Source organism: Taklimakanibacter albus (genome assembly GCF_016595235.1).
GTDB classification, from domain to species: Bacteria; Pseudomonadota; Alphaproteobacteria; order Rhizobiales; family Aestuariivirgaceae; genus Taklimakanibacter; species Taklimakanibacter albus.
Window position 1 is genome coordinate 1,643,949 of sequence record NZ_JAENHL010000007.1, and the last position, 24,238, is coordinate 1,668,186.

Below are 24,238 nucleotides of genomic sequence, written 5' to 3' on the forward strand. Positions count from 1 at the left end.
ATTCTACCCCGCGCGGTCTTGATTGCAGCCGAAAACCCGCAAGCCGGCTTCCTATCATCACCGCCGTCAGCCATCGCCGCGCGATGGCCAACAAGAACAAAATATTTGGAGGGTAGTCCTATGAAGCTACGAAACTATGGAATGGGTCTCCTGATGCTGGGTACGCTCGTGGCGGGCTTGTCGGGCGCTTCGGCGGAGGAGATGCGCAAAGTGAGGCTCGGTTCCGACGGCGTCTATCCGCCGTGGAACTACAAAGACGCCGGCGGCGCGCAGACGGGTTACGAAGTCGAGCTCGCCAATGATCTCTGCCAGCGTGTGAAGGTCACCTGCGAATGGACCTTCCAGGCCTTTGACGGATTGATCCCCGCCTTGAACGAAGACCGCTTCGATGTGCTGATGGCGTCGCTGGGCATCACCGCGAGCCGCGAGAAGGCGATCGACTTCTCGATCCAGTATTATGCCGGCCCGCATCTTTTCGTCGCCTCGACCGACGCCGACTTCGCCAAGACGCAAGCGAAGGGCAATGGCGTCAAACTGCGCATGGAGAAGCTCGAAGGCGACAACCAGGCGACTTATGACGGGCTCAAGGCGGCGCTCAAGGGCAAGACGGTCGGCGTCGAGCGTGGCGTGAAATATGTCGACTTCCTCAAGCAGTGGTTCCCGGATGTAACAGTGCGCCAGTACGACAAGAGCGAGGCGATCTATCTCGACCTGCAGGCGGACCGCATCGACGCCGCCTTCGAGGGCTACAGCTCCGTCCACGCTTTTTTGCAGAGACAGAAGGCGGCCGGCGGCACCGGTGAGCAGTTCCAGCCCTTCGGCCCCGAATTCTGGGCGGAAGCGCTCGGCCGCGGCGTCGCCATGGGCTTCGCCAAGGGCAAGAACGAGGATCTGCGCAAGGCTTTCAACACGGCGATCTATGAAGCGACCGAGGACGGCACGATCTCGAAGCTCAGCCTCAAATGGATGGAGTATGACGGCGCGGTGCATCAGGCGACCAAGCCGGAATGAGCATGTTCGACATTCTCTCCTTCGGCCCCGGCGGATGGGGAGATGAGATGCTGCGAGGAGCGTTGATGACGCTCCTCGTTGCCGCTCTGGGTTTCTTGGGCGGCAACATCATCGGCGCCGTGGTGGCGATCGCCCGTGTCCTGGGCCCCGCTCCGGTGAAATGGCTCGGCGCCACCTATACGACCGTGGTGCGCGGCGTGCCCGAGCTTCTCATCATCTATCTCCTGTTCTTTGGCGGCGGCGAGTTCTTCCGCTTCATCGCCAAGATCTTTTTCTTAGGCGGCGACGGTTTCGCCGATGCGTTCATCGCCGGCGTGCTGGCGCTCTCCGTCGTCTCTGGCGCCTATAGCGCCGAAGTCTTCCGCGGTGCGGCGGGCGCCGTGCCGCGCGGCATGTTCGACGCGGCACGCACTTTCGGCATGCGGCCCTTCCAGATGCTGCGCCTGATCGCCATTCCGCAAGTGCTGCGCTACGGCCTGCCCGCGATGGCCAATGTCTGGCAGCTCACCCTCAAGGACACGGCGCTCATCTCGGTCACCGGCCTCGTCGAATTGATGCGCACCACCGACATCGCCGCCGGTTCGACGCAAAGACAGTTCTTCTTCTACACGATCTCGATCATGATCTTCCTCGGCTTCACCGCCCTTTCAGACTTCCTGTTCCGCCGCGCCGAAAATTTCTGCGGCTGCCACGGCCATGCGGGAGGCAAAGGATGAGCTGGTGGGATCCCTTCATCGAGGCCTTCCCCTCGCTCATCAAGGCGGTACCGCTCACCGTCATGCTGGCCGTGACGGCCGTCACCATCGGCATCGTCATCGCCGTCTTCATCACTCTCGCCCGCATGTCGGGCTCGGCGTTTCTGCGCTGGCCGGCTTATACTTATGTCTATGTGATCCGCGGCACGCCGCTCTTCCTGCAGCTGTTCTTCATCTATTACGGCCTGGCGCAGCTCGACATCATCCGCCACTCGATGTTGTGGCCGCTGTTCCGCGATGAATATTGGTGCGCGCTCCTGGCGCTATCGCTCAACACGTCGGCCTATGGCAGCGAGATCATCCGCGGTGGCATCCAGGGCGTCGCCAAGGGCCAGATCGAGGCGGCGCTCGCTTTCGCGCTGTCGCCGGTGCAGCGTTTCACCCGCATCATCTTCCCGCAAGCCTTGCGCCAGATGCTGCCCGCTTACGGCAATGAAGTTGTGCTGATGATCAAGGCAACCTCGATCGCCAGCACCGTCACCATCATGGAAGTCACTGGCACGGCCCGCGCCATAGCGTCCGAGACCTATGCCCCGGTGCAGGTCTTCATCGCCGCCGGCCTCATCTATCTGGCCCTGACCGGCAGCCTGACCTATGGCGTGCATTGCCTGGAGAAGGCCCTGCACAAACGCGGCGGCTTGGCGGTGGCGCGGTAAGGAAGCCGTGGCCTCCTCACTCAAGACCATAACCGGTTTACACTTGCTTCCGTAATCCGGTTACGCCATTCCTATCCCGCTATGACAGACCCCACCGCCGCCCGCCGTGTCCAAAAATACCGCGTCCGCCAGGCGGCGGAGCGCGGCATCAGGCGCGTGGAAGTTCAGGTTCCTGAAAACGCGGCCCAGGACATCAAGGATCTGGCCAGTAAGCTCCAGCTTTCCGTCAAGAATGCACTCGTGGCCGATCGCCAGATGAAACTTGTCCTCGGCACCATCAACGCACCTCGGCCTCATCCCATCGATGCGCAAACTCTCGTCCGTTGCTTGCTCGCTTCCCGAGCCGAGGCGGGCTTTCGCCCGCATATCGAGGCTTTCTTCGACGAGTTCGCTCCGGAGTCCATTCACGATCTCGTTCTGGCGCAGGTGATCAGCTTCGAAGATCTCTATCGGGCAACCCGCAATTGGAGGCTCAATGATGCCGGCAATGCCGCGTGGATCAAGGAAATGGCGGACCTCCGACTGGCGAAGCCTGCTGCATAGGGCAATCTCGCTCATCGACACGCTGGAGGGCTAGCGCGCCGCGAGATCGAGATCATATCTCCTCGCCCATTCTCCGTCGCGCCTCGAGCGTGGCAATCGCCCTTTCCAACAACGCCTTGGTGCGCGCCGCCTGCGCCTCGTCCATGAGCGACGGGTCGAGGTAAAGATCGAGTCCCGGCGCGTGCTCGCTGATCAGGTTCGACACCTGGCCGCCGCTGGCGCGCATGCCGTCGATGACATAGGGCACAACCGGCCGGCTTATGCCCTTCATCTGGATGGGCGGCAACGAATGGCCGGCGAAGACCTCGCTCACCAGCGCATAGGTTTCGTAGGAGAGCACGATCTGCCCCGGCTCGGCGATCGATTGCAGCCGTGCCGCCAGATTGGCCTCGGCGCCGATGATCGTATAATCCATGCGATCGGTCGAGCCGAAATTGCCGACATTGCAGAAGCCGGTATTGATGCCCATGCGCACCAGGAAGCGATGTTCGATGCCTTCCTGGCGCCATTTGGCATTGAGCTCCGCCGTGCGCGACTGCATCTCGAGCGCCATGCGCAGACAGGCGAGCGCATCCTCGGGGACGCCCTTGGTCTCGGGATCGCCGAAGAAGATCAGGATCGCATCGCCGATGAACTTGTCGACGGTGCCGCCATGCGTGGCCGCGATCGCCGACATCTCGGTGAAATATTCGTTGAGGAGATGGGTGATCTCCTCCGGCTGCAGCTGCTCGGTCGTCGCCGTGAAGTCCTTGATGTCGGAGAAGAAGATGGTGAGCTTCTTGCGCTCGGTCTGGATGGCGACATCCTTCTCGCCGGCGAAGATGCTCTTGTAGAGCTGCGGCGAGAGATAACGCGAGATCTTCATCGACACCGCGGCGAGGAAGGCATTGTTGGTCTCGAGCTCGCGGTTCATGCCGGCGATCACATTGGACTGACGTTTCTGCCAGCCGACCACGCCGAAGCCGAACAGCGCCATGATGCCGAAATAGCTCATCAGATATTTGAAGGAGAACAGATTCTTGGCGAGCGGCTGATCGACGATGATCTCCTGGATGCCGCGCACATCGCCGACTTTCCAGTCATGCTTGGGGCTGTCGGGCCGGCTGTTGTGGCAGCTGACGCAGGGCGCCGCCATGAGGACGGGGGCGACGAGGCGCACCCGGCCATTGAGATTGCTCCACGATACCTGGTTGATGATCTGGCTCGAATCCGCCCGCAGCCGCGTCAGGGCCGCCTGCTCGAAGCTGTCGAGCTCATGTGGCGCTCGCCCCTGGAACGGATAATCGGAGACGAAGCGATAGGTGATGTTGCCCTGCTGTTCGCCGATGACCTTGCCGAGCTCGAGCGAAAGTGTCGCGGGGATCGGGATGGCGCCCGGCACATCGGCGTAATTATGGATGACCTGGGTGTCGCCCGGATGCGCCAGCACGCGGCCGACGACATTCTTGGAATAATAGCTGCGCACGCTGGTGATGACGGAATTGAGGTCGCTAGCCTGCAACCTGAGCGAGCCTTCTGCCAGATTGCGCAGATCGAGCCAGGCGGCGAGCGGCAGCCCAGCCAGAAGAAGCAGCACCCCGATCGCAAGAGCCCATCCCGGCAAGCGGCCGGAAGCGCTCGTCGCTGGCTGGTTGGTCATGGCGGAATCACCCTGTAAACCTCAAGTGAGGCGCGCACTATGTCGGAAAAGACCGATTATCGCACCGTCATATTTATGATTTCGTCGATCGGTCGTGCAATCCTGTCGTCTCATGCTTATGTTCCCGTCACCTTCACCTGCCGGGAACCTGCTTCGTGATCGAAAAGACCCTCTATCTCCTGACCATCTGGGCCCTCCCGGTGATCATCGCGATCACCTTTCACGAGGCGGCGCATGCCTATGCCGCGCGTCTCCTGGGCGATGATACCGCCGCGCGGCTAGGGCGCGTGAGCCTCAATCCCCTGAAACACATCGATCCCTTCGGCACGGTGCTGCTCCCCGGCCTCCTGTTGCTGACGCAGGCCCCTTTCCTGTTCGGCTACGCCAAGCCCGTGCCGGTCGACTACCGGGCGCTCCGACACCCCCGCCGCGACATGGCCCTGGTCGCGGCAGCGGGACCCGCCATCAATATTGTGCTCGCGGTGGTTGCCGCTTTGGCCTTCCATGGCATCGATTACCTCCCGGCGCTCCCCGCCCAGTGGCTGGCGGACAATTTGAAGAACGCCTTGATCATCAATGTCGTCCTGGCGGTCTTCAACCTTTTCCCCATCCCACCGCTCGATGGCGGGCGCATCCTGGTGGGTCTGCTGCCCCCGGCGCTCGCGGTCCGCCTCGCCCGGCTCGAGCCCTACGGCTTCGTCATTCTGATCGGCCTGTTCATCGTCCTGCCGCTGGTCGGACCGCAGCTCGGTCTCGATCTCGGCGCGGCCTCGCAAGTGCTCTCCTCCTCGGTGGGGACCGTCATCGGCTGGATCCTTGCCGTCACCGGTCATGGCTGAATGTCGAACCGCCTTTGACAGATCTATCTGCCGGCGCGAAGCTGCCGCACATCCGTCGCCGCCAAGGAACAGCCCATGAAGACCTGTCTTCTTCTCTGCCGCATTTTCCTGACCGTGCTCCTGCTGACCGGCACACTGTCCCTGCGTGCCTCAGCGACGGGTCTTCTCGATACGACGCCGCGCATCGCCGTGGTGTCGGCTTTCGAGCCGGAATGGACCCTGCTCAAGAGTGAGATCGTCGATCCGGTCGAGCATAAGATCAATGGCAGGAGCTTCATCACCGGCAAGCTCGCGGGCAAGGACGTCGTGTTGTTTCTGAGCGGCATCAGCATGGTCAATGCGGCGATGAACAGCCAGCTGGCCATCGACCGCTTCTCGCTCAAAGCGGTTCTGTTCTCCGGGATCGCCGGCGGCGTCGATCCTGGCCTGCATATCGGCGACGTCGTCATTGCCGACCAATGGGGGCAGTATCTCGAGGCCGTATTCGCGCGCGATACGGCGCAAGGCTTTGCCATTCCACCCTGGATGGCGAAGGGCGACTTTGCCGGCTATGGCATGATGATGCCGCGCCCGGTCGAGGTGACGCGCAAGGACGCCGCGCCCGAAAGCCGATTCTGGTTTCCGAGCGATCCTGGTTTGCTCGAGGTGGCCCGCAGGGCCGCAGCCAAGGTCGATCTCGCTCATTGCGTCGAAGCGAACAGCTGCCTCAGCAACAAGCCAAGGATAGTTGTCGGTGGCGCCGGCGTCTCGGGCCAGGCCTTCGTCGACAACGCCAAGTTTCGCGAATATGTGGCGGCGACCTTTCAAGCGAAGGTGCTCGATATGGAAAGTGCCGCCGTCGCCCACGTAGCCTATTCCAATGGCGTCCCGTTCCTCGCCGTGCGCAGCCTCTCCGACCTCGCCGGTGGCGACGGCGGCGCCAATGAGATGATGACCTTCATGGACCTGGCGTCGAAGAACTCGGCGACGGTCGTCAAGGGAATCCTGAAGGAGATGCGCTGATCACTCGCTAGACGGCGAAGGCGATCACCGCCGCCGCGAACAGGACCACGAAGACCGCCGGAAAGGCGATGGCGAGCGCCAACGCCAGGCCGGGCTTGGTGTTGCGCCAGGCCAGGAGCAGCGCCGGCAGGCCGGTGACGAGGAACAGCGCGGTGACCAGCCACCCGGCCAGCGAATCGAGGCCCTTGGTGGCGGGATCCGACAGTGAAACGAACAGGCTGACGGCAATCACGGCCCATAGGACCGCATCCAATACGCCGATGATCAAGGCCGCGATCCGCATCGTTCCGATCCCCTTCAGAGGTCGCTATTTTTCACCAGTCCGCAGAAAATCTCACATCTTTTCGCGCTTGTGGACAGTTTTTCTATATGACATGCAAGCGGCATCCACGGCATTCGAATTTCAGAAATCGAGGCTCCAGCATGACCACACACAAACGGGCTGTAATCGTTGGCGGCGGCAATATGGGTGTCGGCCTCCTCTATCATCTGGCGCTCGAAGGCTGGAAGGATATCGTGTTGCTGGAAAAAGGCGAGCTGACATCGGGCTCGACCTGGCATGCCGCCGGCCTCTGCCCGAGCTTCATCGCCGATTACAACATGTCCAAGATCCATCACTACGGCAACACGCTCTATCCCAAGCTGGAGGCGATGACCGGGCAATATGTGAGCTGGCACGGTTGCGGCGGCATCCGCTTCGCCACCAATGATCATGAGCTCGACTATTTCAAGCTGGTGGCCGGCATCGCCGACAATTCGGGCGCCGAGATCGAGATCATCGACCCGGCCAAGATCAAGCAGATCCTGCCCTGGATCGAGCTCGACGGCGTGGTGGGTGGCGCCTGGACGAAGGGCGACGGCCATGTCGATCCGGCCGGCGTGTGCAACGCGATGGCGATCGCCGCCCGCAATCTCGGCGCCGAGATCGTGCGCGAGTGCCTGGTCACCAATATCAAGCCCACCGCCACCGGCGAATGGGAGGTGACGACCGAGAAGGGCACGTATATCTGCGAGCATGTCATAAATGCCGGCGGCAACCACGCGACCGCCATCGCCGCTTGGTCGGGCCTCCAGTTGCCGATCGTCAACCTGAAGCATCAATATATCATCACCGATCCGGTCCCCGAATTCCTCGCCCGGCAGGAAGAGATCCCGGTTATCCGTGATCCGCGCCATTCGGCCTATTACCGGCAGGAGCAGAAATCGGCGCTGATCGGTCCCTATGAGACGCGGGGCTCGCGCATCGCCTGGCCGGAGACCAACGGCATTCCGGGCTGGGATTCCGACCAGGAGCTGTTCGAGGAGGAATTCGACCCGATCATGCCGTTCCTCGAAGGCGTGATGAAATCCATGCCGATCTGGGCCAATCTCGGTGTGAAGCGGGTGGTCAACGGTTCGATCCCGCATACGCCGGACGACCGGCCGCTGCTCGGCCCGGTCCACGGCCTCAAGAATTACTGGCTGTGCTGCGGCTCGGCGATCGGCATCGCGCAGGGCGCGGGCTGCGGAAAATATCTGGCGCAGTGGATCGTCAATGGCGAGTCGGAGATCAACATGGCGGGGCTCGACCCCCGCCGCTTCGGCGCCTACGCCGATCGCGACTATTGCCGCGCCAAGGCGCATGAAGCCTATGAGCACATGTACACCTTGCAGCTGCCGGGCGAGGAGCGCCAGGTGGCGCGCAAGAACCGCATCACCCCGCTCTATGACAAGCTCGTGCGTATGGGCGCGGTGCATACGGAGGCACATGGCTGGGAACGGCCGAAATGGTTTTCACTGGACGGCGCGCCCGAGGATCTGGGTTTTCGCCGCGGCAATGCGTTCAAAGCGGTGGCCGAGGAATGCCGCGCGGTGCGCGAGCGCGTCGGCGTGATGGATCTGTCGAGCTTCTCCAAATTCGACGTCACCGGTCCCGACGCCGAAGCGATGCTGAACCGCCTCACCGCCAACAAGCTGTCGAAACGCCTGGGCGGCATCGTGCTGACCCATATGCTCACCAAAAATGGCTGCATCGAAAGCGAAGTGACCATTACGCGCCTCGGCGAGGAGCATTTTTATGTGTTGTCGGGCGCGGGTGCAGAGGAGCGGGACCTGGACAAGCTGAACCAGGGCAAGCTCGCGCAGGAAAACGCGGCCATCAGGAACGTCACCGAAGACTATGGCATGCTGGTGCTGGCGGGGCCAAGGTCACGCGACGTGCTGAGCGCTCTCACCGATGCGCCGCTCGACAATGACAATTTCCGCTGGATGAGCGGGCGCGAGATCACCGTCGCCGGCGCCCCGGTGCGGGCGTTGCGCGTCTCCTATGTCGGCGAGCTTGGCTGGGAGCTGCATATCCCGAAGCGCCAGCTCGCAACCGTTTATGACGCCGTGTGGCAAGCCGGAAAGGCGCATGGTATCGCCAATTTCGGCGCCTATGCGATCAACAGCCTGCGCATGGAAAAAGCCTATCGCGGCCTGCACAGCGAGCTCACCAACGAAATCACGCTGATCGAGGGCGATATGGAGCGTTTCTTCGCGCCCGACAAGGGCGACTTCATCGGCCGCACGGCGACCCTCAATCGCAAGCAGCAGGGTATCGCCATCAAGCTCGCTTATGTCGAGGTCGATGCGAACGATAATGACGTGGTGGGCGGCGAGCCGGTTTTCGTCAATGGCGCCTGCGTCGGCGTCGCGACCTCGGGCGGCTATGGCCACCACACGGGCAAGAGCCTGGCCTTCGTCTATGTGCCGCCCGAAAACACGACGCCCGGCTTCGAGATGGAGATCGGCCTCCTGGGTGAGCGCCGCAAGGCCGTGGTGCTGGCGGAGCCGGCCTATGATCCGGCCTCGAAGCAGATGCGGGGTTAGATTGGGACTTCCTGACGTCATCGTCATCGGCGCCGGATCGCTCGGCCTGTGCACCGCGATCAGTCTCGCCGGACACGGCGCCAAGGTGACGATCCTCGAAGCGAAGTCGATTGCCTCGGGCTCCACCGGCCGTTCGGTGGGCGTCGTCGGCACGCAATTCACCGACCCGCAGGAGATCCTCCTGCGCCGTCACGCCATGGCGCATTTTACGCGGTGGGAAAAGGCGGGATTGCGCTTCAACCATATCGGCTATCTGCGTCTGGCGCGGACCGCGGCGCAAATGGCGTTGTTCGAGACATCGGTGCGGATGCAGGCCGAAGCCGGATTCCGCGCCGAGCTTTATCGCGCCGAGGAGCTGCGTCGGCTCGTCCCGCATATGGACGTGACGGGCTTGGCCGGCGGGATATTCGGACCCGACAACGGTTTCCTCGATCCGCATGAGCTCTGCATGTTTCTCGCCAGGGAGCTGAAAACAGCGGGCGGCAAGCTACACCAATATTGCACGGTCACCGATATCGCCCGGCGGAGCGGCGGCTACCGGCTGGAGACCACGAAAGGCCCTTTCGACGGCGATATCATCGTGAATGCGGCCGGCGCCTGGGCGCCACATGTCGCCCGGATGCTGGGCCAGCACCTGCATGTGCGTGCCGAGCGGCATGAGGCGGTGCTGGTCCTGCTCGACCGTCCGCTCGACTACACGATGCCCATGGTCATGGATCTGGTGAATGGCGAAGGCACCGGGCTGAATTTCCGCCATGAGAAACAGGGTGAGCTCATCGCCGAAATTCATAAAGGCGACATGGCGCATTCCGAGGATCCCGATGCCTATAATGAGCACTGCGATGAAGCCTCGAAAATCCACTTGGCCGAGCTGCTGCTGGAGCGCTTGCCAAGCCTATCCGGCGCGCGACTTGGACGGGGCTGGGCCGGCCTTTATCCGGTGACGGCCGATCACCGGCCTTTTGTCGGCCCGATCGATGCCGGTGAACCTGCCATCGTCACGGCCGCCGGCGCCGGCGGCTACGGCATTCAGCTGGCTCCGGTCATCGGCCAGATGGCGGCAGACTGGGCCTTGCATGGTGCGCCCGTGTCGATGCCGGGCCTGGAGAGCCTGGCCCCGACGGCTGCGCGTAACATCGCGACATAAGCTTCAGCTCATGAACAACACGGCGAGAACAGCTGCGCCGCCGACATTGCCGCCCAAGCTGAGCGCGCCGCCGATCCGGGGCACGAGGCTCATGAGGCCGAAGAGGACGGGAACGCCGGCAAGCGCGAAGATCAGGCCAAGCAGGGCCCAATTCGAGAGCAGCAGGAACGTGGCGCCGCCGCTCGCCGCGAATGCCAGGATGAAAGCCAGGATCGCGAGCGGATCGCTGAGCCGTCTTGCGAGCCACGCCCACAGCGAAGAGAGAGTTGAGCGCAGCATCTTGGCCTGGCCGGTTGCATCATCATGAGTTGTATCAGCTCAGCTCGTTAGCCTGCGCCAACAAGGAGATCAAGGCTTCTGCCCCACCGGGGATGGCCCGGCTGAATCCTGCTTCTTCTGCGAGAGCAGCGCGAGACGCAGTTTTTCGATCACGTCCGACCAGTCGAGAAAACGCTGCTGGCGGAACAGATGCAGTGATGGGTACCAGACGCATTTGGGTCCCGATGCCTTCCATCGCCAGTCGGACGCCTTTTTCACCATCACCCAGCAAGGCCGGCCGAGCGCGCCCGCGAGATGCGCGACCGCGGTATCGATCGAGATGACGAGCATCGTGGTGGCGATGGCGGCGGCCGTATCGTCGAAATCGAAAAGGCCTTCCGAAGCGTCGATCACATTCGGGAAGAGTGACAGAAAACGCCTCTCCTCCTGGGTGATGTCCTTCTGCAAAGCAAGGAAAGTGGCCCCGGTCCTGAGCAGTGGAACGAGCTGGGGCAAGGGTACCGACCGGAAACGTGGAAGCTCGCGCCCACGCCAGGTCAACCCGATGAGCGGCGTTGCGCCCGCGGTCCTGTCTTTCCAGGCCTTCACCTTTGCCGGATCGGGGCGGAGATAGGGCGCCGACGGCACCATCGCGTCATCGAACTGTCCGAGCGCCAAGGGCAGGCTCGTATAGGGGATACGCGCATCGAAGGCGATGTCCGGCAATTGCCCGGGCTCGACCAGCGTGATGCCCGGAAAGGCCCGGCGGGCGAGATCATGCAGAGGCTTCAAGAGCTGCCACACGCACTCCTCTGCGCGCGCTTCGAGCCGGGGCACGAAGCGCAACATCTGGATGACGTCGCCAAAGGCCTGCTCCCATTGCACGAGGATGCGTTTTCCATCGGGGCTCTGGCGCCCCAGAGGGGCGAGGCCATAGGTCGGCATCTTCGTAAAGGGCTCAACATCGAGCCGGCTCTCATAGAGCGCAAGAGCGCGTTCGGAGAGCCCTTCGAAGAGCGAGAGATTTGCGAGATTGCGGCGGATCTGTGCGTTGTCGCCCTGAAGACCGAGCGCTTTTTCGAGATTGTCGCGCGCCGCCTGGTGTTGGCCGAGCTCGAGCTGCGCATTCGCCATGTTGGTCAGGCACTCGACCCAATCGGGCCGCATTTCAATCGCGGCCTCGAAGGCCTTCACCGCATCGGCGAGCCGCCCGAGCGCCACCAGCGAGTTCGCGCTGTTGAAATGAGGCTCAGGCGCCGCCCACAGCGCCAGCACGCGGGCATAGGCGGCCACCGCCTGCTCATGCAGGCCGAGACCGGCGAGGACGTTACCGAGGCGGAACCAGGTTGCGTGGTTCGACGGCTCGAGCTCCGTCAGTTCATGGAGCGCCCGGCGGTAGGCCGGAATATTGCCCATTCTCTCGTAGTTGTCGGCGAGCATCGTGAGGGCGGCACGCCGGGTCTCCGCGGCACGCGGCGACGGCCGCAGCTCGTTTTTGTCGGTACCGGACAAGCCTTACACCCCGTTCGCTGCGGACGAGCGCGGAGCGAGCGCCGCGGCTCTGGCGCTGGACACGCGCGCCTCCTCCTCACGCCCCATCTGCTGCAGGACTTTGGCGCGGTTGTTCCAGGCATGGACGTAAGCGGGATCGACGGCGAGGGTGAAATCGTAATCCTTCAGCGCCTCGGCGAGCCGGCCTTGCGCCTGCAGGGAATTGCCGCGGTTGTTCGCGGCGTGATGGAAGCCTGGCTGCAACACCAGCGCCCGCGTGAAATTGCCGACGGCGCGCTGATGGTCACCGAGCTGCTGCAATGCATAGCCTCGCATGTTGAAGGCGGCCGCATCGGCCGGGTTGGCGAAGAGCGTCCTGTCGAGCATCGGAATGGCTTCGCCATGATGACCGAGCCGCATGAAGAGTTCGGCGCAGTCGCGCAAAATCTCAGGCGCACGATCGAACTGACCCACCGCCTCACGCAGCCGCTTCTCCGCCTCCGCCGGAGCGCCCTCGGCCAAAAGACCACGGCAGAGCTCGAGCAGGATCGCCGGATCGTGTGGCGCGAGCTTCGCCGCCTTCTCGAGATCACGCAGCCCGGCACGCCTTTTGGCCTGCCTGACGAGGCAAGCGCCGCGGATATACAGAGCGCGCGCATTGTCGGGCTGTTTGGCGAGAATATCGGCGCAGACACTTTCGGCCGCCGCGAAAAGGCCGTTCCGCAAAGCGTCCTCGGCGCTCGACAGGAGCTGTTCAAGGCTGAGCGCGGCAGTGAGGTTCTGAGCCATCTTCGCTGTTTCTCTTCAGTTGGGCTGCGTCAGCTTCGCGACATATTTCGCGACGCCCGCCTCGAGGGACAGGAACTGCGCATTGTAGCCGGTGGCAAGCAGCCGCGAATTGTCGGAGCAGGTGAATTTCTGATACTGCCGCTCGAGCGATGGCGGCATCTCGATTTCCTTGATCGTGGCCCCCGGAAGCTGGCCCTGCACCGCTTCACCGAGATCGCGGAAGGAGCGCGCGACGCCCGTTCCGCAATTGTAGATCCCCGACAGCGGCCGGCGCAGGAAATGCAGATTGACGGCGGCGATGTCATCGACATGGATGAAATCGCGCCGGAAGCGCTCGCTGCCGGAGAACAGCTTCAGGGGCTCGCCGCGGGCATGCGCGTCCACCATCTTGAAAATCACCGAGGCCATGTCGCCCTTATGGTTCTCGCGCGGACCATAGACATTGAAATAACGAAGACCGGTGACGGGGCTTTCCGCCTTGGCGAGCAGCGCGCGGACATGCTGATCGAAGGTGAGCTTGGAGAAGCCATAGACATTGAGAGGCTTCTCATGCGCCGGGGCTTCCGTGAAAGGCGTGCTGCCATGGCCGTAGACGGCCGCGGAAGAGGCATAGATGAAGGGAACCTTGGTGCCAAGGCACTGGTGCAGCAGGTCGCGCGAATAAGTATAGTTCACCCGCATCATGTAGCGGCCGTCCTGCTCGGTGGTGACGGCGCAGGCGCCCTGGTGGAAGACCGCATCGACCTTGCCGAGAGACGCGAAGCGGGACGGAAGCTCGTCCTTATCCATATAGTCGGTGAAACGCGCGCCGCTCAGATTCAGGTGCTTGCGGGCATCAGTGAGATCATCGACGATCAGGATATCGTCGTGGCCCGTATCATTCAGCGCATGGACCAGATTGCTGCCGATGAAACCGGCCCCGCCGGTGACGATGATCATGAGGTGCTGCGCTTGAGCTTGTTGATGAGGTCCGTCGAGGAATAACCGGGCGCCAGGCCGACCAGTTCGACCCGGCCGCCATAGCTTTCGACGATGTCCCGGCCGACCACAAGTTTGGACTGGTAGTCGGCGCCCTTCGCCAGCACGTCGGGGCGGATATCACGGATGAGCTGCTCCGGCGTATCCTCCGCAAAGACCACGACGCAATCGACGGCGCTCATGGCGGCAAGCACGCGCGCCCGCGCTTCCACGGCGTTGACGGGGCGGCCCGGGCCTTTGAGGCGGCGCACCGAGTCGTCGTCATTGAGCCCCACCACCAGGTAGGAGCCGAAGCCCGCACAAGCCTCGAGATTGTCGACATGGCCGGCATGCAGCACGTCGAAGCAGCCATTGGTGAAGGTGATGCGGCGACCCTCGCGGCGGAGTTCCGCCGCCCGTGCCGCCGCTTGCGCGCGCGTCATGATCTTGCCGGAGGACGGGACGTCTGCCGCGATGCCATAACGCGAGACCACTTCATCGAGCTCGACAGCGACGCTGCCATGCCGGCTGACGGCGACGGCTGCGACGGCATTGGCGAACAGCGCCGCTTCCCAATAAGAGCGGCCGCAGGCCCGGGCCAGCGCGAGCGCCGCGATCATGCTGTCGCCGGCACCCGTTACGTCGGCGACCGCCTGGGTGAAGGCTTCCGCCTTACGCGGCCCCTCCTCCTCGGCAAGCAGCATCCCGTCCGGGCCGAGGGTGACGAGGCAGGCTTCGAGACCGAGCTTTTCGCGCAAAGCATAGGCGGCGGCTTCGACCGCTCTGTCGCTCGCGAGCTCCTGCCCGGTTGCCTCGGCCGCTTCACGGCGGTTCGGGGTGATGATGCTGGCGCCCGCATATTTGGCGTAGTCGCGCCCCTTGGGATCGCACAGTACCGGAATGCCGTGGTGGCGCGCCGCATTGATCGCATGGCGCAGCACTTCCGGGTGGCAGGCCCCTTTGTTGTAATCGGAGACAACCAGCACATCGCAAGTCGAGAGGGCGGAATCGACCGCGCGCCCGATGCGGGCGATGTCGGCGGCGGCAAGCGCCCCCGTCTCCTCGAAATCCACACGGACGATCTGCTGACCGGCCGACACCACCCTGAGCTTGCGGGTCGTCGGACGGCCCGCAATGGCAAGCAGATGAGCGGCATCGACGCCCATATCCGCCAGCGCGCCGCGCAGCTGCGCCGCCGCCTCGTCCTCGCCCGCGATGGCGATGATGGAAGCCGCGGCGCCGAGCTTCGCGAGATTGGCCGCGACATTGGCGGCGCCACCCGGACTCGTTTTGCGCGACGTGCAGGCGACGACGGGAATCGGCGCTTCCGGCGAGATGCGGTCGACCGAGCCTGAGAGATATTCATCCAGCATGACGTCGCCCAGCACCGCCACACGCGGCCGCCTGTGGCTGATCGCAGCCGCGACATGGCTGACGACGGTGCCGACTTCGCGACCGGAAGTACGTTGACCAGCCTGCATGGATCCCCCTGTCACGCGACCGTCTGTGACGGCATGGCGCCACGCCGCCTTTCAACGAGACCGCGAAACACCTCGGAGAAAGCTTCCGGCTTGCCCTGGTAGAGCACCTTGTCCCAGCGCTCGGCGCGGATGCGGGTGCTGAGATCGTTGCGCAGCGCCTCGTCATCGACCAGCCGCACCACCGCCGCGACATAATCCTCGATCGTGCGGGCGATGGTCCAGTCCGGGAAGTTCATCCGGCGGAACATGCCTTCATCGATATGGGCGTGGACTTCGTCGCCGCTCAGGCAGACGCCCGGCAGGCCGCAATAGACCGTGTCGACGATGCCATTGGTGTTGCCGAAGGGAAATGGATTGGCGAACAGGTCGCACGCCGCGACATTGGCGAGATAGTCCGGCACCGGCGCCGTTTTGTGCACGACGCAACCCGGCACCTGCATGGCGATGATTTTCTCGGCCCAGGCATGCATCAGGTCCGGGCTACCGCCCAGCAGGAAGTGAAACTCTACCTCAGCCTGCGCCGTCTCCACGATCTTCCGGCAGGCCGAAAGAAACACCGGGTTCAGCTTCATCGCCGCCGCGGGGACGGCGATGCGCACCGGGCTCCTGAGCTTGCGCAAGCGCGGACTGAACTTGATCACAGGCTCGAAATAAGGCAGCGCGCTCTTCGGAACGGTGACTACCGTCTCGCTGAACAGCGTCGCGTCTCCCACATAGTCTTCCTCGACGATGACATAGTCGATTTTGTCCGAATGCGTCGTCGCCGGGTGGCCGAGGGCGATCACCTGGGTCGGCGCCAGCCTGACATTCACGAGATAGAGGCTGTGCAACGCCATTCCGACCGAGGGATAGTATGTCGCAACCGGCTGCTGTCGTTCCGCGGCTTCGACAACTTTCTTCAGGAAGCCGAGATCGGATGAGACATCGTCGAAATAGTGAAACTCGTCGAAGGCGCTCTGGCCTACTTCGTCGACCATGCCTTTCGGGCCGAAGCCCACCAGGCGATAGTGGTCGCGCAGAGTCTTCATCGAGATCGAATGGGTGCGCATGATCGAATGGCTCTTGTGGAACCATTCGAGCATGACGAAGACGGTGGGGCGTGCCGCAACGGCCGGACGCGCGGCGACGTCACGGATGCCGGATGCTTCGATCTGCCGCCGGACCAGGGCGTTGAGCGGTTTCTTCACGTCGTGCTTGTCGCGCTCGAGGCCATAGCTCGAATGCATCCACAGATCGACGAGGATCGCCTGCGGCAGCATGGCGACGCTGCCGAGGCGCCTCAGCGCCTCCGGCAGCCATTTCAGGAGCACTTCCCGCTTATGGTGGGCGGTGGGCGTGGCCAGGAGCCGCCCGGAGAGCAGCGCCACCGCAAGCGAGGAGGCGAGGCCCGGCGCCCGCAGGAACAGTTGCGAGAAGTCCAAAGGCAGCCGCGACTCCGGCCCATAGAGCAGCACCATCCTGGCGATGTCCGAGAGCGGAGCGGCGGCAAGCCACTCATTGCTGGGAACGAGTCCAAGCCGCGCCAGCAGGTGGTCGGAATTGCCGAAGGAGCTCGCGGCGAAGCACATGGCGATCCAGCGCTGCAGCGCCATCAGCTCGGCGAACTGGCGCTGATCGGGCGCAAAATCCGGACGGCAGAAGAGCTCCGAAATGGCCGCTGCCATACGGGTTGCCGCCTCCTGGTCGCGACAGCCGTCGAATATGGGCTGCAGGTCTTTCTCGACCCCGCGCGGCAGCCGCCCGGCGGAGCCGGAGAACCACCGGAGAAGCTTTATCAGACTCCCGATGGCGGCAGCCGGCGGCGCGGTCGCGACCTTCCGCTCGAGATCCGCCAGCAGGTTGCTCTCAGCACTCGCCATGATGATGCATTACATGAAAACCACTATGCGCACTAGATCACGATGAGTTTGGATAGAATCGATCCAAGCTCATAAACGTGATCGATTCACGTATGTTAGCGCGGGATTGTCGCGAAAGACCGGCATCCACTTTTTCGCATCCCGCCCTAGATCGGGATGAGCCGGACCTAGCTGCCGAGGCCGTGTACGGACAAAGAAAAAGCCCCGACTTTCGTCGGGGCTTTTCACATTCCGTGTGATCAGAACTTGTACTTGAAGTTCAGGTTACCGGACACATCCGTGTAATCCTCACCGAAGGTGCCGTTCACACCGGCGCCGATCGAGAGCGCGTCGGTAGTATTGACATCGACATTCACTCCGGCGATCAGGCCGCTGAGGCCCACATCATAGGTGGAGTTGAAGGTCTGGAGTCCGGCGAAGCTGGCATCGACATCCGCCTCGGCGTCGTCGACATATTCCCTCCAGCCGGCCATGACGCTGACCGCTGCCGGACCGGCGTCGATCTTCGCACGGGCACCCGCTTCGATATACGCGTAGGTGTCGTCCAGATCGTCCACCTTCAGAGCCGTGGCGCCGCCGCTTTCATCATAACCGTCGGTCCACAGATAGCCCAAGGCACCGGCGACAAACGGCGTGAAGGTGGCCAAATCCGTGCCGAAGTCCATTCCGAGTTCGAGCCGGCCGGCCGCCTGGCCGCCATCATAGTCGGCATCGAGATCCTCACCCGCCGCGTGGTTGTGGCGGGTCTGGTCGATGTCGAAGTTGTAGGCACCGGCCACGATGGCCGAGATGTACCAGGCGGAGTCGCTCTGGAACTTGCCGTAGACGGCCGGGAGGATGCTCTGCACATCCAGATCCGTGTCGTCGCCGTTCACGTCGGTATAGGCGTAGCCGATACCACCACCGATCGTGATGCCATCGCCCTCGGCCTGGACGCCGACGGCGAAGCCCGCCGTGCCGGTATCGTAGCCGTCGATCGCGCCGTCATCGGACAGTGAAGCCGCACCCGCGAGACCCGCGAACCAGAGATAGACGCCAGCTTCCGGTGCCGCGACCATGTCGGCCGCCGGCATTGCGTTGCTGCCGTCGCCCAGATCGGCGGCCCTGAGGCCCGCCGTCTGCACCTGGCCGTTCGTCGAGCCGGTCATGAGGCCGTTCAACGTGTCGAACCAGAGCTGCGTCACGGCCGAGGAGGCGAATACCGCACCACGCGCGCCCGACGGGCTGTGATCGGCGATCACATCCTGGATCGCACCATCGCTGCCCGCCTGATAGAGCAGGTCGATGAAGGCCTTGGCTTCCGGCGAGATGCTGTCGCCGTTTTCGAGATCATCGATCAGCGACCCGGCGAGACCCGTGAGACCAAGTCCGTCCGGACCGATCGTATTGATATCGCGCGTCGTGCTCGTGAGGATGAGGTCGGTGCCGTCGAGCGTGTCGATCGTGACATCGACCAGAGCCGACGTATCGAGCACGGTCTGGTCAGCAGCACCGTCGGAGGTGAGCGTGCCGTTCGCGTGCAGCGCCGTCCAGGTCGAGCCGTCGGCGAGGAAGCCGCGGACGACGGAGGTCACGGTCTTGCCGGAGATGTTGGCATTACCGTCGACCACGACGCCCTGGCCCGCAGTGTGGGTCAGATTGCCGCCAAAGTCGCCGCCGATGAAGACATTCATTCCATCGACCGAGTCAGCGACGATATCGCCGGTATTGATGAAATCACCGGTAAGGTTGGTTTCGATATAAACCCCATAATACGTGTTCAGACCGGAGATCTTACCCGTATTCGTGAAGTTGCCGTCGAGATTGGACCCGATATAGACGCCGTAATAGCCGCCGGTGAGGTTGCCGGAGTTATTGAAGTTGCCGACCAGGCTGCTGCCGATCAGCACACCGTAGTATTTCGTGCCGGTCATGTTGCCGGTGTTGACGAAATTGCCCGACAGGTTTTCGTCGATGAAGGTGCCATACAACCCGCCGGTGATGTTGCCGTCGTTCGTATAGTTCCCGTTCACATTGTAGTAGATAAAGACGCCGTAATACTTCGACCCGGTGATGTTGCCCGAATTGGTGAAGTTGCCATTCAGGTCCGAGTAGACGATGACGCCATACTTGCCGCCGGTGATGTTGCCGGTGTTGGTGAAGTTGCCGTTGAGGTCGGAGGCGATGGTGACGCCGTAATACTTGGTGCCGGTAATGTTGCCGGAGTTGACGAAGTCTCCGCCCAGATCGCTGTAGATGTAGACGCCATAGAGGGTGCCGGTGATGTTGCCGGTGTTGGTGAAGCTGCCGTTCAGGTTGTCGCCGACATAGACGCCGTAATACCCGCCGCTGATGTTGCCGGAGTTGACGAAGTTGCCGTTCACCTCGCTGTCGACATAGACGCCATAGTACTTGTCGCCGGAGATGTTGCCGGAGTTGGTGAAATTGCCGTTCAGCTCGTCATCGATGTAGACGCCGTACCGGCTGCCGCTCATGTTGCCGGAATTGTTGAAGTCGCCGTTCAGGTCGGACCCGATATAGATGCTGTAATACCCGCCGACGATATTGCCGCTGTTGGTGAAGTTGCCGTTGAGCGAGCTGTCGATCTGTACGCCGTAGTACTTCGTACCGGTGATGTTGCCGGAGTTGTTGAAGTTACCGGTCATATTATCGCCGATATAGACGCCGTAGATTCCACCGGTGATGTTGCCGGAATTGGTAAAGTTGCCGCTCAGCTCGCTGTCGAGATAGACGCCATAGTACTTCGTACCGGTGATGTTGCCGGAGTTGACGAAGTCACCGACCATTTCCGACTGGATGTAGATGCCGTAGAGGCCACCCCCGATATTACCGGAGTTGGTGAAGTTGCCATTCAGGTCGGAATTGAACAGGACACCGTAATAGCCGCCCGTGATGTTGCCGCTATTGGTGAAGTTGCCATTCAGCTCGTAGCCGAAGGCCACGCCATAATACTTGTCACCGGAGATGTTCCCCGAGTTGGTGAAATCTCCGCCCATGCTGCTGCCGACAAAGACGCCGTAGAAGCTGCCTGAGATATTGCCGGAGTTGTCAAAGTTGCCGTTCAGCTTGGACCCGACATAGACGCCGTAATAGCCACCGCTGATATTACCGGAGTTGGTGAAATTGCCGTTGAGATCGCTGCCGATCCCGACGCCATAATACTTCGACCCGGTGATGTTGCCGGAGTTGTCGAAGTTGCCGGTGAGGGTCGAGCCGACAAAGACGCCGTAGAGGCCGCCGGTGATATCGCCGGAATTGGTGAAGTTCCCGCTCATCGCGGAGGAAACGAACACACCGTAATAACCGCCGGTGATGTTGCCGGAATTGTTGAAATTACCGTTCAGGTCTTCGTCGAAGGTCACACCATAGTACTTGGAACCGGTGATGTTCCCCGTATTGGTGAAATTGCCGTTCAGATCCGAATAGTACCAGACGCCGTAATGGTTGCCCTTGATTTCCCCGTCGTTCAGGAAGTTGCCGGTCACGTTGTCCGAGAAGCGGACGCCGTAGTTCCCGCCGGAAACATTGCCGGTGTTGGTGAAGTTGCCGGCCATATTGCCGTAGACGATGATGCCGTAATACCCGGTGGCGGTGACGTTGCCGGAATTGTTGAAGTTCCCGGTGATGTTGCCGTTGATATAGATGCCGTATTCGGTGGCGGAGATATTGCCGGCATTGGTGAAATTGCTGCCGACATTGCCTGTCTCGACGCCGTGACCGGCCGGGTTATTGATGGTATAACCACCTGAATTATCGAAGAAATCTGTATCACCGGTGCTTACGCCATCGAAATCGTCGGCGGTGATCGTAGTGCCTGCCGCTTGCGCGCCCTGCGAAACCGCAAGAGCGAGGGCAAACAGTGAGACGCTCCGGTAGATGGCAGATGTCAGCTTCATCTTGTATCCCCTTTTATCGACCTTTGTGACCGCGCCCGAACGCAGTCCCCGCTCGAAATTATGCGCCCCGCATAATTACCTTCAGTAATTCGGCCATGTTTTCGCCCAAGATCGAAGGCCGGTCCAGCGACATTTTCACGGTTCCGTGTTCTGTCGTTTAAAAGCTGTCGTGTGTTGCCCAAAAGTCACAGTCACGGAGCCGCGACTCTACGCCCACGTGTATTCAATAGGCTACACTCGACTTAAGATTGCGAAAATCCTCTCCACCACCTTGGAGCCCATGGGCGACAACATCCCCTTTCGGATGCCAGCCGCGAGCCCACAGGAGTGGTGCGAATCTCGAGTCCCGGCACAACTCGGCTCAGCCCGCCGAAAGCTCAAAGAGGCAAGGCGGCATCCGGCGCACAGAATGTGCTCCTGGAACGACACAAGAGAGATGGAAGGCCGCGCGGCTTAGAAGATCGTGTAGATGAGCGGTGCGAGCGCGGAGCCCTTCGCCAGGAACATCAGGCCGCCGAGCAGCAGCATGATGGCGATGACGGGCAGCATCCAGAGCTTTTTGTTTTCCACCATGAAAGCCAGGAGTTCGCGAACGATGGTCATGCCAAGTGTCTCACATGATTGAAGTTTCGCCCCGACTTTCACCTGCCGGCTTTATCGCGCCGGCGCTGCAGTCACGTCTCGCCGGCGGTTGCGCTATCCGTGTCTATAATCAATCGAGAGCGAATTACGCAAGATAACAATTTCGGCTTCCCGCGCCAGAAACGATGGACTAGTGATGAAAAATCAACCGTGGCCCGATGGCTACGCCGCATGCAGGGACGCTTATGACGGACACCATCATCCTGGGCTTGTCGGCCTACTTTCATGACAGCGCGGCGGCCATACTGAGGAACGGCGAGATAATAGCCGCCGCCTCGGAAGAGCGATTCTCCCGCGAAAAGGGCGACAGCGCCTTCCCTTCCCATGCCGTGGCCTACTGTCTGAAGCAGGCGGGCGTGACGATGGCGGACCTCACCGCCGTCGGCTTCTATGACAAGCCGATCCTCAAATTCGACCGCATATTGATGACCTATATGTCGGTGGCGCCTCGCGGATTCACGCAGTTTCGCAAGGCGGGCCCGTTGTGGATCAAGGAGAAGCTGTGGATCGAGAGCGACATCCGCAAGGAGCTCCAGGGCTACAAGGGACCGATGTTCTTTTCCGAGCATCACGAATCGCACGCCGCCAGCGCCTTCTTCCCCTCGCCCTTTCCCGAGGCGGCGATCCTCACCATCGACGGCGTGGGGGAATGGGCGACCTCGTCGCAAGCCGTCGGACGGGGCTCCGAGATCGAGATCCTCAAGGAAATGCGCTGGCCCGATTCGCTGGGCCTGCTCTATTCCGCATTCACCTATTACACCGGCTTCAAGGTAAACTCCGGCGAATACAAGGTGATGGGGCTTGCCCCCTATGGCGAGCCCAAATACGTCAAGCTGATCTACGACAAGCTGATCGACCTGAAGGAGGACGGCTCCTTCGTCATGAACCAGGACTATTTCGCCTATCTCGACGGCCTGACCATGACGAACGAGAAGTTCGACCAGTTGATCGGCGGGCCGCCGCGGGTGCCCGAATCCAATCTCACGCAGCGCGAAATGGACCTTGCCCGCTCCGTTCAGGAAGTCTGCGAAGAGGTCATGCTGCGCATGGCGCGGTCGCTCCACCGCGAGACCGGGCTTCCGAACCTGTGCATGGCCGGCGGCGTGGCGCTGAACTGCGTGGGGAACGGCCGCATCCTGCGCGAAGGGCCGTTCGAGCGCATCTGGGTGCAGCCGGCGGCGGGCGACGCGGGCGGCGCATTGGGGGTGGCGCAGCTGATCTGGCATCGCCAGTTCAAGGGACCGCGCCAGGCCGACGGCAAGACCGACCAGATGCAGGGCGCCTATCTCGGCCCCTCCTTTTCGGAGCACGAGGTCGAGAGCTATCTCAAGAGCGTCGGCGCCTCCTACACCAAGCTCGAGCGCCAGGAGCTGCTCACCACTTCGGCGCGTCTGCTGGCGGATGAGAAGATCATCGGCTGGTTCAACGGCCGGATGGAATTCGGGCCGCGCGCCTTGGGCGCCCGCTCGATTCTCGGCGACCCGCGCAGCCCGCGCATGCAGGCGCAGATGAATCTCAAGATAAAATTCCGCGAGGGCTTCCGTCCCTTCGCGCCCTCGGTGCTGCGCGAGCGGGTGTCTGACTATTTCGAGCTCGACGCCGATTCGCCCTATATGCTGCTGGTGGCGCCGGTGAAGAAGGAACGCTGCATCCCGCCCAAGGAAGGCGCGCAGAAGCTATGGGGCATCGAACAGCTGAACGAGCTGCGCTCGGACATTCCGGCGGTGACGCATATCGACTATTCGGCGCGCGTGCAGACGGTGAGCCGCGATGTGAGCCCGGACTATCACGACCTGATCAGCGAATTCGATCGGATGACGGGCTGCCCCGTGCTCGTCAACACGTCCTTCAACGTGCGCGGCGAGCCGATCGTCTGCACGCCGCAGGACGCCTATACCTGCTTCATGCGCACCAATATCGACGCGCTGGTCATGGGCCCCTTCATCATGCACAAGGCCGACCAGACGGAATGGACGGAGACGGAGGACTGGAGATGGCAGTTTCAACTCGACTGACGGCCGCGGCCCAGGGCCGGAAATTCGCTTTCACGCTCGGCATCGCGCTGGCTGTCCTCGGCGGCCTCTCCCTGTGGCGCGGGCATACGATCGTACCCTTCGTGCTGCTGGTGCCGGGCGCCGTGCTGCTCGTCGCGGGCCTCGTCGTTCCGCAGCATCTGGGCCCCATCGAGCGCGCCTGGATGGCTCTCGGCCACAAGCTGTCCGTCGTGATGACGCCGGTGGTGATGTTCGTGCTCTATTACGGCACCATCACCACTTTCGGCCTCATGATGCGCGCCTTCGGAAAACGGCCCCTCACTGAAAACCACCAGCCCGGAACAGCCTGGGTCGACCGGGGCAAGAAGCGCCAGAGCGATCTGAAACGGCAATTTTAGAGCATCGGACCGAAAAGCGCGAAGCGGTTTT

20 protein-coding genes are annotated in these 24,238 nt (G+C 62.2%); 10 read left to right on the forward strand and 10 right to left on the reverse strand.

Annotation, left to right across the window (positions count from 1 at the left end):
* Nucleotides 1-120: 120 nt before the first annotated feature.
* The 4 genes from JHL16_RS19355 (at nt 121) to JHL16_RS19370 (ending at nt 2,965) form a co-directional block, all read left to right on the forward strand.
* On the forward strand, nt 121-1,011 hold the full coding sequence (locus tag JHL16_RS19355; RefSeq protein WP_200186484.1) for a transporter substrate-binding domain-containing protein: 891 nt from the start codon (nt 121-123) through the stop codon (nt 1,009-1,011).
* Nucleotides 1,008-1,727, forward strand: a complete 720-nt coding sequence (locus JHL16_RS19360) for an ABC transporter permease (protein WP_200186485.1) — start codon at nt 1,008-1,010, stop codon at nt 1,725-1,727. Before JHL16_RS19355 ends, JHL16_RS19360 begins: the two co-directional genes overlap by 4 nt.
* The gene (locus tag JHL16_RS19365) at nt 1,724-2,422 is read left to right on the forward strand and encodes an ABC transporter permease (protein WP_200186486.1); all 699 of its coding nucleotides are present in this window, start codon (nt 1,724-1,726) and stop codon (nt 2,420-2,422) included. The genes JHL16_RS19360 and JHL16_RS19365 overlap by 4 nt, the downstream gene beginning before the upstream one ends.
* 81 nt (nt 2,423-2,503) lie before the next feature.
* Complete coding sequence (locus JHL16_RS19370; RefSeq protein ID WP_200186487.1) at nt 2,504-2,965, forward strand: hypothetical protein; 462 nt, start codon at nt 2,504-2,506, stop codon at nt 2,963-2,965.
* A 52-nt stretch (nt 2,966-3,017) separates the two neighbouring features.
* On the opposite strand, the gene JHL16_RS19375 is transcribed toward JHL16_RS19370, so the two are convergent.
* Nucleotides 3,018-4,604 (reverse strand): adenylate/guanylate cyclase domain-containing protein, encoded by a 1,587-nt coding sequence (locus tag JHL16_RS19375; protein WP_200186488.1) that lies wholly within the window; start codon nt 4,602-4,604, stop codon nt 3,018-3,020.
* A 158-nt stretch (nt 4,605-4,762) separates the two neighbouring features.
* Between JHL16_RS19375 and JHL16_RS19380 the strand changes: the two genes are divergently transcribed.
* Both JHL16_RS19380 and JHL16_RS19385 read left to right on the forward strand, forming a co-directional pair.
* Entirely contained in the window at nt 4,763-5,443 is a 681-nt protein-coding gene (locus JHL16_RS19380) for a site-2 protease family protein (RefSeq protein WP_200187194.1), read from the forward strand.
* A gap of 75 nt (nt 5,444-5,518) precedes the next feature.
* Nucleotides 5,519-6,445 (forward strand): 5'-methylthioadenosine/S-adenosylhomocysteine nucleosidase, encoded by a 927-nt coding sequence (locus JHL16_RS19385; RefSeq protein ID WP_200186489.1) that lies wholly within the window; start codon nt 5,519-5,521, stop codon nt 6,443-6,445.
* Nucleotides 6,446-6,452: 7 nt separating this feature from the next.
* Here JHL16_RS19385 and JHL16_RS19390 read toward each other — a convergent pair whose 3' ends face one another.
* Complete coding sequence (locus JHL16_RS19390; protein ID WP_200186490.1) at nt 6,453-6,728, reverse strand: hypothetical protein; 276 nt, start codon at nt 6,726-6,728, stop codon at nt 6,453-6,455.
* A gap of 140 nt (nt 6,729-6,868) precedes the next feature.
* Between JHL16_RS19390 and JHL16_RS19395 the strand changes: the two genes are divergently transcribed.
* Together JHL16_RS19395 and JHL16_RS19400 are read left to right on the forward strand one after the other, a co-directional pair.
* The gene (locus tag JHL16_RS19395) at nt 6,869-9,295 is read left to right on the forward strand and encodes a GcvT family protein (RefSeq protein WP_200186491.1); all 2,427 of its coding nucleotides are present in this window, start codon (nt 6,869-6,871) and stop codon (nt 9,293-9,295) included.
* A 1-nt stretch (nt 9,296) separates the two neighbouring features.
* The gene (locus tag JHL16_RS19400; RefSeq protein WP_200186492.1) at nt 9,297-10,442 is read left to right on the forward strand and encodes an NAD(P)/FAD-dependent oxidoreductase; all 1,146 of its coding nucleotides are present in this window, start codon (nt 9,297-9,299) and stop codon (nt 10,440-10,442) included.
* Nucleotides 10,443-10,445: 3 nt separating this feature from the next.
* On the opposite strand, the gene JHL16_RS19405 is transcribed toward JHL16_RS19400, so the two are convergent.
* From JHL16_RS19405 to JHL16_RS19440, 8 genes are all read right to left on the reverse strand, one after another.
* A complete protein-coding gene (locus JHL16_RS19405) occupies nt 10,446-10,721 on the reverse strand; it encodes a hypothetical protein (RefSeq protein WP_200186493.1) in 276 nt (91 codons plus the stop codon).
* A 69-nt stretch (nt 10,722-10,790) separates the two neighbouring features.
* Nucleotides 10,791-12,212, reverse strand: coding sequence for a tetratricopeptide repeat protein (locus JHL16_RS19410; protein ID WP_200186494.1), 1,422 nt, complete (start codon nt 12,210-12,212; stop codon nt 10,791-10,793).
* Between the two features lie 3 nt (nt 12,213-12,215).
* Nucleotides 12,216-12,980, reverse strand: coding sequence for a tetratricopeptide repeat protein (locus JHL16_RS19415; RefSeq protein ID WP_200186495.1), 765 nt, complete (start codon nt 12,978-12,980; stop codon nt 12,216-12,218).
* 15 nt (nt 12,981-12,995) lie between these two features.
* On the reverse strand, nt 12,996-13,919 hold the full coding sequence (gene rfaD, locus JHL16_RS19420) for an ADP-glyceromanno-heptose 6-epimerase (RefSeq protein ID WP_200186496.1): 924 nt from the start codon (nt 13,917-13,919) through the stop codon (nt 12,996-12,998).
* A complete protein-coding gene (gene rfaE2 / locus JHL16_RS19425; protein WP_200186497.1) occupies nt 13,916-15,418 on the reverse strand; it encodes a D-glycero-beta-D-manno-heptose 1-phosphate adenylyltransferase in 1,503 nt (500 codons plus the stop codon). Before rfaE2 ends, rfaD begins: the two co-directional genes overlap by 4 nt.
* An 11-nt stretch (nt 15,419-15,429) precedes the next feature.
* Entirely contained in the window at nt 15,430-17,277 is a 1,848-nt protein-coding gene (locus tag JHL16_RS19430) for a hypothetical protein (protein WP_200186498.1), read from the reverse strand.
* A 239-nt stretch (nt 17,278-17,516) separates the two neighbouring features.
* Nucleotides 17,517-21,173, reverse strand: coding sequence for an autotransporter outer membrane beta-barrel domain-containing protein (locus tag JHL16_RS19435; RefSeq protein ID WP_200186499.1), 3,657 nt, complete (start codon nt 21,171-21,173; stop codon nt 17,517-17,519).
* Nucleotides 21,174-21,626: 453 nt separating this feature from the next.
* The gene (locus JHL16_RS19440; RefSeq protein WP_200186500.1) at nt 21,627-21,776 is read right to left on the reverse strand and encodes a DUF5989 family protein; all 150 of its coding nucleotides are present in this window, start codon (nt 21,774-21,776) and stop codon (nt 21,627-21,629) included.
* Nucleotides 21,777-22,000: 224 nt separating this feature from the next.
* On the opposite strand from JHL16_RS19440, the gene JHL16_RS19445 reads away from it, so the two are divergent.
* Together JHL16_RS19445 and JHL16_RS19450 are read left to right on the forward strand one after the other, a co-directional pair.
* Nucleotides 22,001-23,830, forward strand: a complete 1,830-nt coding sequence (locus JHL16_RS19445; RefSeq protein ID WP_200186501.1) for a carbamoyltransferase family protein — start codon at nt 22,001-22,003, stop codon at nt 23,828-23,830.
* A complete protein-coding gene (locus tag JHL16_RS19450) occupies nt 23,809-24,207 on the forward strand; it encodes an SxtJ family membrane protein (protein ID WP_200186502.1) in 399 nt (132 codons plus the stop codon). Before JHL16_RS19445 ends, JHL16_RS19450 begins: the two co-directional genes overlap by 22 nt.
* The last annotated feature ends 31 nt before the right edge of the window (nt 24,208-24,238 follow it).

What these genes read in the sequence shown, in the direction of transcription:
- JHL16_RS19365 (WP_200186486.1), top strand. Translation starts at nt 1,724, where the DNA reads ATGAGCTGGTGGGATCCCTTCATCGAGGCCTTCCCCTCGCTCATCAAG.
- JHL16_RS19390 (WP_200186490.1), bottom strand. Translation starts at nt 6,728, where the DNA reads ATGCGGATCGCGGCCTTGATCATCGGCGTATTGGATGCGGTCCTATGG.
- JHL16_RS19440 (WP_200186500.1), bottom strand. Translation starts at nt 21,776, where the DNA reads ATGACCATCGTTCGCGAACTCCTGGCTTTCATGGTGGAAAACAAAAAG.
- JHL16_RS19415 (WP_200186495.1), bottom strand. Translation starts at nt 12,980, where the DNA reads ATGGCTCAGAACCTCACTGCCGCGCTCAGCCTTGAACAGCTCCTGTCG.
- JHL16_RS19405 (WP_200186493.1), bottom strand. Translation starts at nt 10,721, where the DNA reads ATGCTGCGCTCAACTCTCTCTTCGCTGTGGGCGTGGCTCGCAAGACGG.
- rfaD (WP_200186496.1), bottom strand. Translation starts at nt 13,919, where the DNA reads ATGATCATCGTCACCGGCGGGGCCGGTTTCATCGGCAGCAATCTGGTC.
- JHL16_RS19385 (WP_200186489.1), top strand. Translation starts at nt 5,519, where the DNA reads ATGAAGACCTGTCTTCTTCTCTGCCGCATTTTCCTGACCGTGCTCCTG.
- JHL16_RS19450 (WP_200186502.1), top strand. Translation starts at nt 23,809, where the DNA reads ATGGCAGTTTCAACTCGACTGACGGCCGCGGCCCAGGGCCGGAAATTC.
- JHL16_RS19370 (WP_200186487.1), top strand. Translation starts at nt 2,504, where the DNA reads ATGACAGACCCCACCGCCGCCCGCCGTGTCCAAAAATACCGCGTCCGC.
- JHL16_RS19355 (WP_200186484.1), top strand. Translation starts at nt 121, where the DNA reads ATGAAGCTACGAAACTATGGAATGGGTCTCCTGATGCTGGGTACGCTC.
- rfaE2 (WP_200186497.1), bottom strand. Translation starts at nt 15,418, where the DNA reads ATGCAGGCTGGTCAACGTACTTCCGGTCGCGAAGTCGGCACCGTCGTC.
- JHL16_RS19435 (WP_200186499.1), bottom strand. Translation starts at nt 21,173, where the DNA reads ATGAAGCTGACATCTGCCATCTACCGGAGCGTCTCACTGTTTGCCCTC.
- JHL16_RS19445 (WP_200186501.1), top strand. Translation starts at nt 22,001, where the DNA reads ATGACGGACACCATCATCCTGGGCTTGTCGGCCTACTTTCATGACAGC.
- JHL16_RS19430 (WP_200186498.1), bottom strand. Translation starts at nt 17,277, where the DNA reads ATGGCGAGTGCTGAGAGCAACCTGCTGGCGGATCTCGAGCGGAAGGTC.
- JHL16_RS19360 (WP_200186485.1), top strand. Translation starts at nt 1,008, where the DNA reads ATGAGCATGTTCGACATTCTCTCCTTCGGCCCCGGCGGATGGGGAGAT.
- JHL16_RS19395 (WP_200186491.1), top strand. Translation starts at nt 6,869, where the DNA reads ATGACCACACACAAACGGGCTGTAATCGTTGGCGGCGGCAATATGGGT.
- JHL16_RS19375 (WP_200186488.1), bottom strand. Translation starts at nt 4,604, where the DNA reads ATGACCAACCAGCCAGCGACGAGCGCTTCCGGCCGCTTGCCGGGATGG.